The sequence below is a fragment of the Aquabacterium sp. OR-4 genome, assembly GCF_025290835.2.
Classification (GTDB): Bacteria; Pseudomonadota; Gammaproteobacteria; order Burkholderiales; family Burkholderiaceae_C; genus Pseudaquabacterium.
In genome coordinates this window covers 159,594-172,162 of record NZ_JAOCQD020000002.1, presented here as the reverse complement: position 1 = coordinate 172,162, position 12,569 = coordinate 159,594, and the positions used below count along the sequence as shown (strand labels likewise).

Sequence of the window (12,569 nt, the reverse complement as noted above, 5' to 3'; positions counted from 1 at the left end):
AGCCGCGTACCGATGCCCGTCATCAAGATTCTTCCCCATGTCGCGCTGTGCCCGCAGGGCACCCAGATCACCGCGCCGCGCGGCACCTCGATCTGCGAGGCCCTGCTCGACCACGGCATCGCGCTGGAGCATGCCTGCGACATGAGCTGCGCCTGCACCACCTGCCATGTGATCGTGCGCGAGGGCTTTCGCAGCCTGAATGCGATGGACGAGGCCGAGGAAGACCTGCTCGACCGCGCCTGGGGCCTGGAGGCCGACTCGCGCCTGGCCTGTCAGGCCATCGTGGCCGATGCCGATCTGACCGTGGAAATTCCCAAGTACACGATCAATCACGCCCGCGAGAACCACTGAGCCTGCGCCGGCGGCGCGTGCCGGGCCTCGGGTCAAGGGCCGGCGGCAGCGCGCGGCCGGCGTGCCTGGGCTAGACGCCGGCGCCCAGGCCGATGAAGCCGGCCTCGGCCCCGGTGGCCAGCTGGCGCAGCGTGCAGCGCGCCTGCTGGCCGCGGGCCAGTGGCTGCGGCTGCACGGCATAGCCGGCGGGCAGGCCGCCCAGCAGCAGGGCGCCCAGGTCGGTGCAGTTGCCCTGCGGCGCGCATTTGTCGGGCTGCGGCTGGTGGCCGGTGATCTGGCAGGCGGCCTGGTTCAGCGCCATGGCCGAGCTGGCGGCGCTGGCCATGGCGTCCAGCGTGGCGGCCTGGGCGTCGGCATGCAGCTGTACAAAGTGTGGCGCCGCGGCCGCCGATGCCAGCCCCAGCAGCGTGATCGCAGCTACCTGCTCGACCAGCGCAAAGCCGCGCGCGGCGCGGCGGGAACCATGAAATCGGCAAAAACGAAACATGGCCCGAAGTGTGCGCCAGCGGCCTGCAACGCGGGTGGGCGCACCCCGTGCTCACGGGTCCCCCGGTTGTGGGGGATGGGCCGCGAAACTATTCCTGCCGCGGAAACACCAGGATCATCGTGGCCGGGATGCGGCCGTCGGTGTCGCGCGGCAGCACCGGCGTGCGGTCGATGGCGCGCAGCACGGTGTCGTCCCAGGCGGTGTTGCCGCTGCTCTTGACGATGCGCCGGCCCAGCACCGAGCCATCGGGCGCGCAGCGCACCTCGACCTCGGCCACCGGATTGCCGCGCACCTCGGTGGTGAGCACGATGTTGGGCTTGATGCGCGCCTTGATGCGGCCGGCATAGGCCGCCGACGGCGCCGAATCCACCGCGGCCGTGCCGCTGCCGCTGCCTGAGCCGGTGGCGCCGGCGTCGCTGAGCATGCGTTTGAGGTTGGCCTCGCGCTGCTTGGCCACGCGCTCGGCTTCGGCCTGCGCTTCGCGCTGCTCAGCGGCGTCCTTGTCCTTGCGCGCCTTGTCGTCGCGCTGCTTGTCGTCGCGCGCCTTTTTCTCGGCAGCTTCTTTTTTCTCGGCGGCTTCCTTCTTGTCGGCCGCAGCCTTCTTCTCGTCGGCCTTCTTGTCCGCGGCCTTTTTCTCGGCGGCCTTCTTCTCCGCAGCCAGTTTCTCGGCGGCCTCGCGCTCGGCCGCCTGGCGCTGCAGGTTCTCGCGCTTGCGCGCGGCTTCGGCCTCGGCCTGCTCGCGGGCCTTCTCGCGCTGCCTGGCGAGGGCGATGTCGGCATCGCGCTGGGCCTGCAGCTCGGCCGCGGTGGGCGCGGGTGGGGCTGGCGTCGGGGGCGGTGCGGGCGAGGGCTCCGGTGCAGGTGCGGTGCCGCGGGTGGGGGTGGGGCCACCGGCGGCGTGGCCTCGGGCGGTGGCGCGGGCGTTGCGGCCTGCGGCACGGCCGACCACAGCTCGGCCGACACCACCGGCGGCGTCGGTGGCAGCTTCCAGTGGAGGGCCAGCGCCAGTGCCGCCACCAGGCCGCCATGGGCCAGCAGCGCCAGCGCGGCACCCAGGCCCATGCCACCGGGCTGGCGCGGCAGCAGCGGGTCGTTGGCCGTGAGGCCCATCGCCGCCATGTCAGCCGCCCTGGCGCACCGCCAGGCCAACGCGGGCGATGCCGTTGCGCTGCAGCGTGTCCATGGCACGCACCACGGCGTCGTACTTGACGTTCTTGTCGGCCGAGATCACCACCGGCACCTGGGCATCACCGGCCTGCAGCTTCTTCACCTCGGCGGCCAGGCGGCTGATGGCCACCGGCTGCGGCTCGCCGCCATCCAGGCGCAGGCGCAGCTTCTCGTCGCTGCCCACCACCACCTCCACCACGTGCGGCGGCTGGGTCTTGGCCTTGCCCACGCTGGGCAGGTCGACCAGGCCGGTGGTGATCAGCGGCGCGCTGACCATGAAGATGATCAGCAGCACCAGCATCACGTCGATGAAGGGCACCATGTTCATCTCGGCCATCGCGCGGCGTCGCGCGCGGCCGCCTCGGGGGGCTACGGCTGCCATGGCGGGCGCCCCGCTCAGCGGCCTGCCGGTGCGCCCGGGGCTGGCGCCGGGGCACCTGCATTGCGCTGCAGGATGTTGGAGAACTCGTCGGTAAAGCTCTCGAGCTGGATCGCGATGCGGTCGATGTCGCGCGCGAAGCGGTTGTAGGCGATGACCGCCGGAATGGCCGCGAACAGGCCGATGGCGGTGGCCACCAGGGCCTCGGCGATGCCGGGCGCCACGGTGGCCAGCGTGACCTGCTGCACGTTGGACAGGCCCACGAACGCATGCATGATGCCCCACACCGTGCCGAACAGGCCCACGTACGGGCTCACCGAGGCCACCGAGGCCAGGAAGCCGACATTGCCCTCGATCACGTCGAGCTCGCGTTGCAGGCTGGCGCGCATGGCGCGGCGGGCGCCGTCGAGCTGGGCCTGGCCATCGAGCCGGCGCTCGCGCAGCTTCAGAAACTCGCGCATGCCGCTGGCAAACAGCCGCTCCATCGGCGACGAGTTGAGCTTGTTGGCCACCGCGTTGTACAGGTCCGAGAGGTTCTTGCCGGCCCAGAACTCGCGCTCGAACTCCTCGTTGCCCTGGCGCACCGCGCGCAGGCCGATCAGCTTGCCGAAGATCACGGTCCAGCTGGCCAGCGAGGTGAGCAGCAGCCCGGCCATCACGAGCTGCACCACCAGGCTGGCGTGCAGCACGAGGGTGATGATGGAGAAATCCTGGTTCATGGCGTCGACAGCGGCGCAAGCCGTTCGGTGATCTGGGTGGGAAAGCGGCGGGGGCGGAAGCTGACGGCGTCGATGCAGCCGATGCGGATCGTGCCCTCGCACAGCAGCAGGTCGCCGCGCCAGGCCTGTTGGGCCAGGACCATCGAGGCGCGGCCGATCTCGGTGGGTGCCACGGTGATCTCGAGCAGGTCATCCAGCCGCGCCGGCGCGCGGTAGCGCAGGGCGGTGTCGCTGACGATGAAGATCGCGCCGGTGGCCTCGCGCAGCAACTGCTGGCCCAGGCCGAGCGCGCGCAGCCATTCGGTGCGTGCGCGCTCGAAAAACTTCAGGTAGTTGGCGTAGAACACCACGCCGCCGGCGTCGGTGTCTTCCCAGTACACGCGCACGGCGTGGCGGTGCACCACCGCGGGGGATGCGGCTGCAGCGTCGGACATCAGCGGGCCAGCACGCGCTGCAGCCGGTGCAGGGCCTCGTCGAGCAGCGGCGTGGCGGTGGCGAACGACAGCCGCAGCCAGCGCTGCGGATCGTGGCGGCCGAAGTCGCGGCCCGGCGTCAGCGCCACATGGGCCCGGTGCATCAGCTCGAACGCGAAATCCCAGCTGTCGGCATGGTGGGCGCTGCAGTCGGCCCAGGCGTAGAAGGCGCCATCGGGCGTCACCGGCACGGCCAGGCCCAGGGCCTGCAGCGCCGGCACCACGCGGTCGCGACGCTCGCGAAACACCTGGCGGCGGCGCTCGTATTCGGCAATCGATTCGGGGTGGAAGCAGGCCAGCGCCGCCTGCTGGGCCAGCGTGGACGCGCAGATGAACAGGTTTTGCGCCAGCCGCTCCACCGGTGCCACCAGGGCTTCAGGCAGCACCATCCAGCCCAGGCGCCAGCCGGTCATGTTGAAGTACTTGGAGAAGCTGTTGACGCTGACCAGGTGCTCGCCGAACTCGGCATCCAGCGCCAGCGCGCTGCGGCCGAACTGCGCGTCGTAGCTCAGGCCGAGGTAGATCTCGTCGACGATGGCCACGCCGTCGCGCGCCTTCACCACCTGGGCGATGCGGCGCATCTCGTCGGGGTGGATCGAGGTGCCGGTGGGGTTGGACGGCGAGGCCAGCAGCACGCCGCGCGTGGCCGGGCCCCAGGCCTGCGCCACCGCGTCGGCGTCGAGCTGGAAGCGGTGCTCGGCCGACGCCGGCAGCAGCCGTGCCACGGCATCGGCCGCGGCCACGAAATGCCGGTTGCAGGGGTAGCTGGGGTCGGGCATCAGCACCTCGTCGCCGGCCTCGAACAGGGCCAGGCAGGCCAGCTGCAGGGCGGCCGAGGCGCCGGCGGTGATGACGATGCGCCGTGCCGGCACCTGCAGCCCGAAGCGGCTGGCATACCAGCCCGAGATGGCCTCGCGCAGCTCGGGCAGGCCCAGCGCCTGGGTGTACTGGCTGCGGCCGTCGCGGATGGCGCGGGCGGCCGCCTCCTGCACCAGCGGCGGGGCGGTGAAGTCGGGCTCGCCGATGTTCAGGAAGATCATGCGCTCGCCGCCGCGGGCGGGGTCGCACTCGGGGCTGGCGGCGATCTGCTGTGCGGCCTTGGCGCACTCCATCACGTAGAAGGGTTCGATCCGATCAAGGCGCTGGGCCAGCTTCACGCAGTGTCGTCCTGGGCAGGGTGGGGGGAGGGATGGGGCCGCCAGCGGGTGCGGCGAGCCCGGTGCCTGGGCAGGCCGTGCCATTCTAGGAGCCCGCACGCCGCGGGCCGTGGCGCGGCGCGGTGGCTCAAGTCGGGCCCGAAGTGGCCGAAAGCCCGGATGCGGGTTGCGGCGCAGGCGCTATCGTTGCGCCTGTTGCCGACGGCCACCCAAGAAAGACGAGCAGCATGCATCAGCCGATGAACCGACGGATGTGGATGGGCACCCTGCTGGCCGGGGGCGCGGGCCCGGTGCTGGCCCAGACCGGGCTGACGCCGGTGTGGTCGCTCGCCGTGGTGCCGCAGTTTCCGCCCGCCAAGCTGCAGCGCGACTGGTCGCCGCTGCTCGACCGCATCGAGCGCGACAGCGGCATCCGCCTGGCGCTGCGCCTGCAGCCCAGCATTCCGCGCTTCGAGGCCGAAGTGCTGGCCGGCCAGGTCGACCTGGCCTACATGAACCCCTATCACCAGCTGATGGCGCGGCGCGCCCAGGGCTTTGTGCCGCTGGTGCGCGACCGCCAGGCGCTCAGCGGCATCCTGGTGGTGCGCCAGGACAGTCCGGTCACCAGCGTGCGCGCGCTCGACGGCCAGCCGCTGGCCTTTCCGGCGCCCAATGCCTTTGGCGCCTCGCTGTGGATTCGTGCGCTGCTGGCCGAGCGCGAAAAGATCCAGATCCGGCCCACCTACGTGCAGTCGCACAGCAACGTCTACCGCCAGGTGGCCAGCGGGCGCTTCGCCGCGGGTGGCGGCATTGCCCACACGCTGGCGCAAGAGCGCGACGAGGTGCGGCAGGCCCTGCGTGTGCTGCTGGAGACGCCCGGCGCGCCCTCGCACCCGGTCAGCGCGCATCCGCGTGTGCCGGCCGAGGTGCGCAAGGCCGTCACCGAGGCCTTGCTGCGGCTCACCGCCGACGCCGAGGGCCGCGAGCTGCTCAAGGCCGTGCAGCTGCCCGAACCGGTGGCCGCCGACCATGCCCGCGACTACGCGCCGCTGGCGCAGTACCGGCTCGAGAGCTATGTGGTGAGCGGCGAAGCGGCGCCGTCATGAACGGGCCGCTGGGAGGCCTGCGCGGCCAGCTGGTGGCGCTGATGGCCGGCTCGATGCTGGTCACGCTGGCGGCGCTGGCCTGGTACATGGTTCACCAGCAGACCGGGCTGGCCCGCGACGCGCTGGTGGGCCAGGTCAGCGCGGCGGCGCGCAGCATTGCCAATGGCAGCGAGAACGACCTGGTCACCGGCCGCCTGGACATGATCGAAGAACTGCTGCTGCGCACGGCCGACCTGCCCGATGTGCGCGGCGCGATGCTGCTGGAGCCCTCGGGCCGCGTGCTCGCCCAGGTGGGGCGCGGCGGCCCCAGAGACCGGCTGCGGCCGGTGTACCCGGCGCCGGGCACGCAGCTGGCGGTGCCGGCGCGGCCGGCCGAGACGCTGGAGGAAGGCCCGGGCGAGCGGCTCAGCGCCTGGCAGCCCATCGTGGTGGGTGGCCTGATCGCCTGGGTGCGGGTGGATGTGGGCACCGAGAGCCTGGCCTCGATCCGCCGTGGCATCTGGGCCGGCACGCTGGCCGCCTGCGGCCTGGCGCTGGCCGGCAGCCTGGTACTGCTGCTGGTGCTGCTGCACCGGCCGATGCAGGCGGTGCAGCGCGCCAGCGCCTTTGCCGCCGACCTGAGCCAGGCCAACGGCCGCCAGATGGACGACGAGGCCGGCGCGCGCGAGCTGCGCGATCTGCTGGGCGCGCTGAACCGTGCCTCCACCCAGCTGAGCGAACAGCGGCTGGCCATCCGCTCGCAGCTGCACCAGCTGCGCGAGCACGAACATGCGCTGGACGAGCGCAACCAGCGCCTGGCAATGCTGATCACGATGTGCCCCGACGGCATCGTGACCTTCAGCGCCGACGGCCTGATCGATCTGGTCAACCCGGCCTTTGCCCGCCTGCTGGAACGCCAGCCCGAGCACCTGGTGGGCCGCAGCCTGAGCTGGCTGGACGACACCATGCGCTCGGTGAGCGTGCAGCCCCAGGCCTGGACGCCGCTGGCCAGCCTGTTTGATGCCACCGGCAGCCACGACAAGGGCACACGCGCCACCGCCAGCCTGACGCGGCCCTGCGCGCTCGATCTCAGCCTGCACGGCGTGCGCAGCGAGGCGCCGTCGGCGGTGCGCCTGCTGTATGTGCGCGACGTGACTCACGAGGCCGAGGTCGACCGCATGAAGAGCGAGTTTCTGTCGATCGCCGCGCACGAGCTGCGCACGCCGATGGTCAGCATCTACGGCTTCAGCGAGCTGCTGATGCGGCGCGACTTCAGCGCCGAGCGACGCCAGGAGCTGGTGAGCACCATCCACCGCCAATCCGGGGCCATGATCGACATCCTGAACGAGCTGCTCGACCTGGCGCGCATCGAGGCCCGCGGCGGGCTGGACTTCGAGATGGTCGACGCCGACCTGGCTGCCGTGGTGCATGCCGCCATCGACGACTTTGCGCTGCCCACCGGCCGCCAGGCACCGCGCGTGCAGGCCGGGGCCGACACGCTGCCGGTCAGCGCCGACCTGGGCAAGCTGGCCCAGGTGTTGCGCAACTTGCTGTCCAACGCCTACAAGTACTCGCCGCAGGGTGGCGAGGTGCGGCTGGCCTGGCGGGCCGAAGACGGCAATGCGCTGGTGGAGGTGATCGACCAGGGCATCGGCATGACCGAAGCGCAGCTGGCGCGGGTGTGCGAGCGCTTCTACCGCGCCGATGCCAGCGGCGCCATTCCGGGCACCGGCCTGGGCATGAGCATCGTGCGCGAGATCGTCGAGATCCACGGCGGCAGGCTGGCGCTGCGCAGCGCGCCCGGGCAGGGCACGCAGGTCATCGTGAGCCTGCCGCTGCGCAGTGCGGCGGCGCCAGCGCCGCTGGCCCTGGCCGCACCCGCGGCCGTGCAGGCCGAGGCGCCGGAGCAGTCGCAGGCGGCCTGACGCAGCCTGGCCGGCCTCGAGCCGGTACGCCATCCAGCCCGCGGGTCGGGGCCTGGTTCAGTCGCGGGTCAGGCCGGTGATCAGGCGCTGGCGCGCCGCGCCGCCACCTCGGCCGGGCGCAGATCACCGGCGGCCTTGTCGAGCACGCCGTTGACGTACTTGTGGCCGTCGGTGCCGCCAAAGGCCTTGGCCAGCTCGATGGCCTCGTTGACCGCCACGCGGTAGGGGATGTCGATGCAGTGGGTCAGCTCGTACACGCCGATCATCAGCACGCCATGCTCCACCGGCGACAGGTCGCGCGTGGCGCGGTCGGTGTGGCGGGCCAGCACCGCGTCGATGGCCACCGCCTCGGCAATGCAGCCGTGCAGCAGCGCGTCGTAGTGCACCCGGTCGGCCTTGTCGTAGCCGTCCTGCTCGCGCAGGTGGGCGTCGATCTCGCCACCGTCGGCACCGCCCACCAGCCACTGGTAGAGGCCTTGCAGCGCCAGCTCGCGCGCACGGCGGCGGCCCGACTTGGCCTGCGGCTTGCGCGGCGCGGTCTTGCCGCCCTTGGCCGCGGGCTTGTGGCCTGCCGCGGGGCTGGCGGGGGCACTGGCCGGGGCGCCGGCAGCGTCGGCCGCCGGGTTGCCAGGAAGCTCGCTGGGGTGGTCGCTCGGGTGGTCGATCACGTCAGTGCATCCAGCAGATTGGCCATCTCCACCGCCACGCGGGCGGCGTCGCGGCCTTTTTCCTCGACACGGGCCCAGGCCTGGGCCTCGTTCTCGACGGTGAGGATGGCGTTGGCCACCGGCAGCGTGCAGTCGAGCGCCACGCGCGTGACGGCGGCGCCGCTTTCGTTGGCCACCAGCTCGAAGTGGTAGGTTTCGCCGCGGATGATGCAGCCGAGCGCGATCAGCGCATCGAACTCGTCGCTTTCGGCCATGGCCTGCAGCGCCACCGCCACTTCCAGCGCACCGGGCACGGTGACATGGCGCACATGGGCGTCGTGCACGCCCAGCGCGGCCAGTTCGGCCAGGCAGTGTTCGGCCAGCTTGCCGGTGATGTCGGCATTGAAGCGGGCCTGCACGATGCCGATGTGCAGGCGGTGACCGTCGAGTTGGGGCGCTTCGCCCTGGTTGGCATGTCGCATCGTGTGCTCCGATCAGGCTTGCGCCGGCTGGAAGCCGGTGACTTCAAGGCCGTAGCCCACCATGCTGGGCATGCGCCGCGGGCTGCCCAGCAGCTTCATGCGCGAAACGCCCAGATCGCGCAGGATCTGCGCGCCCACGCCATAGGTGCGCAGCGCCTGCTGCGTGGTGCGCACCGGCACCGTGTCGGCGCCCAGCAGCTGCGGCACCAGCACGTCGGCGTCGTGGCCGCAGTTCAGCAGCACGGCCACGCCGGCCGGCGCCGCCTGCAGCGCCGCCAGCGCGGCCGGCAGCGGCCACGAGTGCAGCGTGCGGCCGGTGTCGAGCAGGTCGAGCGCGGTGAAGGGCTCGTGCACGCGCACCAGCACCTCCTGGCCCGGCAGCCACTGGCCATGCCGCAGCGCCAGGTGCACGCCACCCGAGCGGTCGCGGAAGGTGACGCACTCGAAGTCGCCCTGCGCGGTGGTGAGGGTGCGGGCGCCGACGCGCTCGATCAGGGTCTCGTTGTGGCTGCGGTGGGCGATCAGGTCGGCGATGGTGCCGATCTTCAGGCCGTGCTCGCGGGCAAACACCTCGAGATCGGGCAGACGGGCCATGGTGCCGTCGTCGTTCATGATCTCGCAGATCACCGCGGCGGGCGTCAGCCCGGCCATGGCCGCCATGTCGCAGCCGGCCTCGGTGTGGCCGGCGCGCATCAGCACGCCGCCGTCCTGGGCCTGCAGCGGAAAGATGTGACCGGGTTGCACCAGGTCTTGCGGGCGCGCGTCGCGGGCCACGGCGGCCTGCACGGTGCGCGAGCGGTCGGCGGCGCTGATGCCGGTGGTGACGCCCTCGGCCGCCTCGATCGACACGGTGAAGGCGGTGCTGTGCGGCGTGCCGTTCTTCAGCGCCATCGGCGGCAGCGCGAGGTGCTCGCAGCGCTCGCGGGTGAGGGTCAGGCAGATCAGGCCACGGCCGAACTTGGCCATGAAGTTGATGGCCTCGGGCGTGACGTGATCGGCGGCGAGCACGAGGTCACCCTCGTTTTCGCGGTCTTCCTCGTCGACCAGGATGACCATGCGGCCGGCGGCCAGTTCGGCGACCAGCTCGGGAACGGGGGAAATAGGCATGCACCGATTGTAGGCGGGGCCTGCCCGCCAGAGCGTCACCGGGGCGATGCGCCGGCCGGTGCCTCGTGCCAGCCCTCGGGGCCCAGCAATTCGTGCGGGCGGAACTGGGCCTTGTAGAACATCTTGTCGCTCTCGGCGATCCAGTAGCCCAGGTACAGGTGCGGCAGCTTGAGCTGGCGCACCTGCTCGATCTGCCACAGGATGCCGAAGGTGCCCAGGCCGCCCAGGTGGTCGGGGTCGTAGAAGGTGTAGACGGCCGAGATGCCGTCGTTGAGCACATCGACGATGGCCACCATGCGCAGCGTGCCCAGCGCGCCGGTGTCGCGCGCGTCGCCGCCGGGCTCGGTGCCGGCATCAGCGCGGGCGTGGCCGCCGCCGGGTGCAGCGGCTTCGCCCGGCGCCGGCCCGGCGTGCCCCGCCGGCACCGCGTCGCGAAACTCCACCAGCCGCGTATTGACCCGGCTTTGCAGCAGGAACTGGGTGTACTGGTCGACGCTGTCGTGGTCCATGCCGCCGCCGGCGTGGCGGGTGCTCTGGTAGCGCAGGTAGAGCTGGTAGTGCTCGGGCACGAAGCACAGGCGCAGCACCCGTGTCGTGAGCCCCTGGTGCGCGGCCCAGGCGCGGCGCTGGCTGCGCGAGGGCGCAAAACGTGCCACCGGTATGCGCAGCGGCACGCAGGCGCGGCAGCTGTCGCAGTAGGGCCGGTAGGTGAACATGCCGCTGCGCCGGAAGCCGTTGGCCACCAGGCCCGAGTAGGCGTCGGCGTGGATCAGGTGGCTGGGCGTGGCCACCTGCGAGCGCGCCAGGCGATCGGGCAGGTAGCTGCAGGGGTAGGGCGCCGTGGCATAGAACTGCAACGACGACAGCGGAATTTCCTGGGGCTTGGTCACGCGCGCTGGGCTGGGGCCGACGCGGCCGGCACCGGCAACTCGATGCCGGCGTCCAGCTGCGCCCACAGGGCCGGATCATAAAACCATCGCGTCGGGGCGGCGGCCGGCACCACCTGGGCGAGGTGGGCCTCGAACAGCGCACGCGGCAACTCGCGCGCGCCAAACGAGGCCAGGTGCCGGGTGTGCTGCTGGCAATCGATCAGCGCGATGCCATGGCCGCGGCAAAAGGCCACCAGCGCGGCCAGCGCCACCTTGGAGGCGTCGGTGCGCAGCGCGAACATCGATTCGCCGAACACCATGCGGCCCAGGTTCACCAGGTACAGGCCGCCGGCCAGCTCGCCGTCGATCCAGGTTTCGACGCTGTGCGGGCGGCCGGCGGCGGCCTGCGCATCGTCGGCCGCGTGCCAGGCGACATAGGCGTCGATGATCTCGGGCACGATCCAGGTGCCGGACTGGCCCTCGCGAGGCGTGGCGGCGCAGTGCTGCATCACGCGGCGAAAGTCATGGTCGATGCGGATCTCGCAGCCCGGCGTGCGCGCAAAGCGCCGCAGCGTCTTGCGCATCGACGCGCTGAGCTGAAATTCGGCCACCGGCAGCAGCATGCGCGGATCGGGCGTCCACCACAGCGGCGGCTGGCCGGGGCTGAACCACGGAAAGACGCCGCGGCCATAGGCCTCGCGCAGCCGCGCCACGGTGACGGCACAACCGGCGGCCAGCAGGCCCGGCGCGTCGGTGTCATGGCCCAGCGCCAGGCGGCTGGGCGGCAGGGGGGTGTGGTCGTCAATCCAGATCAGGCCCATGCCGCCGATTGTGGCGGCCTTGGGCCGGGGGGCTCAGATCGTCACGCCGCCGTCGATCACCAGCGTCTGGCCGGTCATGTAGCGGCTGGCCGGGGCGGCCAGGTAGACCGCGGCGCCGGCGATCTCGTCGGGCTCGCCGATGCGGCGCAGCGGCGTGCTGCGCTCGCGCTCGGCCAGGCGTTCGGGGTCTTCCCACAGGGCGCGGGCGAAGTCGGTCTTGATCAGGCCGGGGGCGATGCAGTTCACGCGCAGGTTGTGCCGGCCGTACTCGTGCGCCAGGTTGCGCGCCAGCTGCATGTCGGCGGCCTTGCTGATGCAGTAGGCGCCGATGATGTCCGAGCCGCGCAGCCCGCCGATCGACGAGACGATGACGATCGAGCCCTCGCGCCGGGCCTGCATCTGCGGCGCCACCATGCCGATCAGCCAGTGGTTGGCGACGATGTTGTTGTCGAGGATCTTGCGGAACTGGTCGTCGCTGATGCCGGCCTGCGGGCCGTAGTAGGGGTTGCTGGCGGCATTGCACACCAGGGTGTCGATGCGGCCAAAGGCGGCCAGCGTGGCATCGACCAGCGCCTGCAGCGCGTCTTTCGACGAGATGTTGGCGGCCACCGCCAGTGCGGTGCCGGCGCCGTGGCGGGCATTGATGGCGGCGGCCACTTCGTCGCAGGCCGGCTGCTTGCGTGAGCTGATCACCACCTTGGCGCCATGCTCGGCGCAGCGCTCGGCAATGGCGCGGCCGATGCCGCGCGACGAGCCGGTGATCAGCACCACCTGGCCGCTCAGGTCGAACAGGGTGGGTGAGGGCATGAGGGTCTCCAGGGCTGTTGTGCGCGCAGCGTAGCGGCCCTGCGCCCGCGCGCTTGCCGCCCAGGTGACGGGGGCCGCCGCGGCGTTCCGGTATAACCCGCGGCCCAACGGCCC

General features: G+C 71.8%; 15 protein-coding genes. 3 read left to right on the top strand and 12 right to left on the bottom strand.

Annotation, left to right across the window (positions count from 1 at the left end; all coding sequences use genetic code 11):
* Positions 1–12 precede the first annotated feature (12 nt).
* The gene (gene fdx / locus N4G63_RS12945) at positions 13–351 is read left to right on the top strand and encodes an ISC system 2Fe-2S type ferredoxin (RefSeq protein WP_260785894.1); all 339 of its coding nucleotides are present in this window, start codon (positions 13–15) and stop codon (positions 349–351) included.
* A 70-nt stretch (positions 352–421) separates the two neighbouring features.
* Here fdx and N4G63_RS12940 read toward each other — a convergent pair whose 3' ends face one another.
* The 6 genes from N4G63_RS12940 to N4G63_RS12915 form a co-directional block, all read right to left on the bottom strand.
* On the bottom strand, positions 422–838 hold the full coding sequence (locus N4G63_RS12940) for a hypothetical protein (RefSeq protein WP_260785893.1): 417 nt from the start codon (positions 836–838) through the stop codon (positions 422–424).
* Positions 839–926: 88 nt separating this feature from the next.
* Entirely contained in the window at positions 927–1,787 is an 861-nt protein-coding gene (gene tolA, locus N4G63_RS12935) for a cell envelope integrity protein TolA (protein WP_314599780.1), read from the bottom strand.
* Between the two features lie 171 nt (positions 1,788–1,958).
* The gene (locus N4G63_RS12930; RefSeq protein WP_314599779.1) at positions 1,959–2,387 is read right to left on the bottom strand and encodes a biopolymer transporter ExbD; all 429 of its coding nucleotides are present in this window, start codon (positions 2,385–2,387) and stop codon (positions 1,959–1,961) included.
* A 14-nt stretch (positions 2,388–2,401) separates the two neighbouring features.
* Positions 2,402–3,103 carry a protein TolQ gene (tolQ, locus tag N4G63_RS12925; protein WP_260785890.1) on the bottom strand — a complete coding sequence of 234 codons (702 nt, stop codon included), beginning with the start codon at positions 3,101–3,103 and terminating at the stop codon, positions 2,402–2,404.
* The gene (gene ybgC, locus N4G63_RS12920; protein WP_314599778.1) at positions 3,100–3,537 is read right to left on the bottom strand and encodes a tol-pal system-associated acyl-CoA thioesterase; all 438 of its coding nucleotides are present in this window, start codon (positions 3,535–3,537) and stop codon (positions 3,100–3,102) included. The genes tolQ and ybgC overlap by 4 nt, the downstream gene beginning before the upstream one ends.
* Positions 3,537–4,733, bottom strand: a complete 1,197-nt coding sequence (locus N4G63_RS12915) for a pyridoxal phosphate-dependent aminotransferase (protein ID WP_260785888.1) — start codon at positions 4,731–4,733, stop codon at positions 3,537–3,539. Before N4G63_RS12915 ends, ybgC begins: the two co-directional genes overlap by 1 nt.
* Positions 4,734–4,972: 239 nt before the next feature.
* Here N4G63_RS12915 and N4G63_RS12910 point away from each other — a divergent pair, with 239 nt between their 5' ends.
* Together N4G63_RS12910 and N4G63_RS12905 are read left to right on the top strand one after the other, a co-directional pair.
* Positions 4,973–5,818, top strand: coding sequence for a phosphate/phosphite/phosphonate ABC transporter substrate-binding protein (locus tag N4G63_RS12910; protein WP_260785887.1), 846 nt, complete (start codon positions 4,973–4,975; stop codon positions 5,816–5,818).
* Positions 5,815–7,722, top strand: coding sequence for a sensor histidine kinase (locus N4G63_RS12905; protein WP_260785886.1), 1,908 nt, complete (start codon positions 5,815–5,817; stop codon positions 7,720–7,722). The genes N4G63_RS12910 and N4G63_RS12905 overlap by 4 nt, the downstream gene beginning before the upstream one ends.
* Before the next feature lie 80 nt (positions 7,723–7,802).
* On the opposite strand, the gene nusB is transcribed toward N4G63_RS12905, so the two are convergent.
* From nusB to N4G63_RS12875, 6 genes are read right to left on the bottom strand one after another with little or no spacing between them, the layout of a single operon-like run.
* On the bottom strand, positions 7,803–8,390 hold the full coding sequence (gene nusB / locus N4G63_RS12900) for a transcription antitermination factor NusB (RefSeq protein WP_314599777.1): 588 nt from the start codon (positions 8,388–8,390) through the stop codon (positions 7,803–7,805).
* Positions 8,387–8,851 (bottom strand): 6,7-dimethyl-8-ribityllumazine synthase, encoded by a 465-nt coding sequence (ribH, locus tag N4G63_RS12895; protein ID WP_260785885.1) that lies wholly within the window; start codon positions 8,849–8,851, stop codon positions 8,387–8,389. Before ribH ends, nusB begins: the two co-directional genes overlap by 4 nt.
* Before the next feature lie 12 nt (positions 8,852–8,863).
* Positions 8,864–9,958, bottom strand: coding sequence for a bifunctional 3,4-dihydroxy-2-butanone-4-phosphate synthase/GTP cyclohydrolase II (gene ribBA, locus N4G63_RS12890; protein WP_314599776.1), 1,095 nt, complete (start codon positions 9,956–9,958; stop codon positions 8,864–8,866).
* Between the two features lie 35 nt (positions 9,959–9,993).
* The gene (locus N4G63_RS12885; RefSeq protein ID WP_314599775.1) at positions 9,994–10,848 is read right to left on the bottom strand and encodes an arginyltransferase; all 855 of its coding nucleotides are present in this window, start codon (positions 10,846–10,848) and stop codon (positions 9,994–9,996) included.
* Entirely contained in the window at positions 10,845–11,648 is an 804-nt protein-coding gene (locus N4G63_RS12880; RefSeq protein ID WP_260785882.1) for a leucyl/phenylalanyl-tRNA--protein transferase, read from the bottom strand. The genes N4G63_RS12885 and N4G63_RS12880 overlap by 4 nt, the downstream gene beginning before the upstream one ends.
* A gap of 33 nt (positions 11,649–11,681) precedes the next feature.
* Positions 11,682–12,455 carry an SDR family NAD(P)-dependent oxidoreductase gene (locus tag N4G63_RS12875; protein WP_260785881.1) on the bottom strand — a complete coding sequence of 258 codons (774 nt, stop codon included), beginning with the start codon at positions 12,453–12,455 and terminating at the stop codon, positions 11,682–11,684.
* Positions 12,456–12,569 lie beyond the last annotated feature (114 nt).

Bases quoted from the DNA above. Each gene is read 5' to 3' on its own strand.
- fdx (WP_260785894.1), top strand. From the start codon at position 13: ATGCCCGTCATCAAGATTCTTCCCCATGTCGCGCTGTGCCCGCAGGGC.
- N4G63_RS12940 (WP_260785893.1), bottom strand. From the start codon at position 838: ATGTTTCGTTTTTGCCGATTTCATGGTTCCCGCCGCGCCGCGCGCGGC.
- N4G63_RS12930 (WP_314599779.1), bottom strand. From the start codon at position 2,387: ATGGCAGCCGTAGCCCCCCGAGGCGGCCGCGCGCGACGCCGCGCGATG.
- tolQ (WP_260785890.1), bottom strand. From the start codon at position 3,103: ATGAACCAGGATTTCTCCATCATCACCCTCGTGCTGCACGCCAGCCTG.
- ybgC (WP_314599778.1), bottom strand. From the start codon at position 3,537: ATGTCCGACGCTGCAGCCGCATCCCCCGCGGTGGTGCACCGCCACGCC.
- N4G63_RS12910 (WP_260785887.1), top strand. From the start codon at position 4,973: ATGAACCGACGGATGTGGATGGGCACCCTGCTGGCCGGGGGCGCGGGC.
- N4G63_RS12905 (WP_260785886.1), top strand. From the start codon at position 5,815: ATGAACGGGCCGCTGGGAGGCCTGCGCGGCCAGCTGGTGGCGCTGATG.
- ribH (WP_260785885.1), bottom strand. From the start codon at position 8,851: ATGCGACATGCCAACCAGGGCGAAGCGCCCCAACTCGACGGTCACCGC.
- ribBA (WP_314599776.1), bottom strand. From the start codon at position 9,958: ATGCCTATTTCCCCCGTTCCCGAGCTGGTCGCCGAACTGGCCGCCGGC.
- N4G63_RS12880 (WP_260785882.1), bottom strand. From the start codon at position 11,648: ATGGGCCTGATCTGGATTGACGACCACACCCCCCTGCCGCCCAGCCGC.
- N4G63_RS12875 (WP_260785881.1), bottom strand. From the start codon at position 12,455: ATGCCCTCACCCACCCTGTTCGACCTGAGCGGCCAGGTGGTGCTGATC.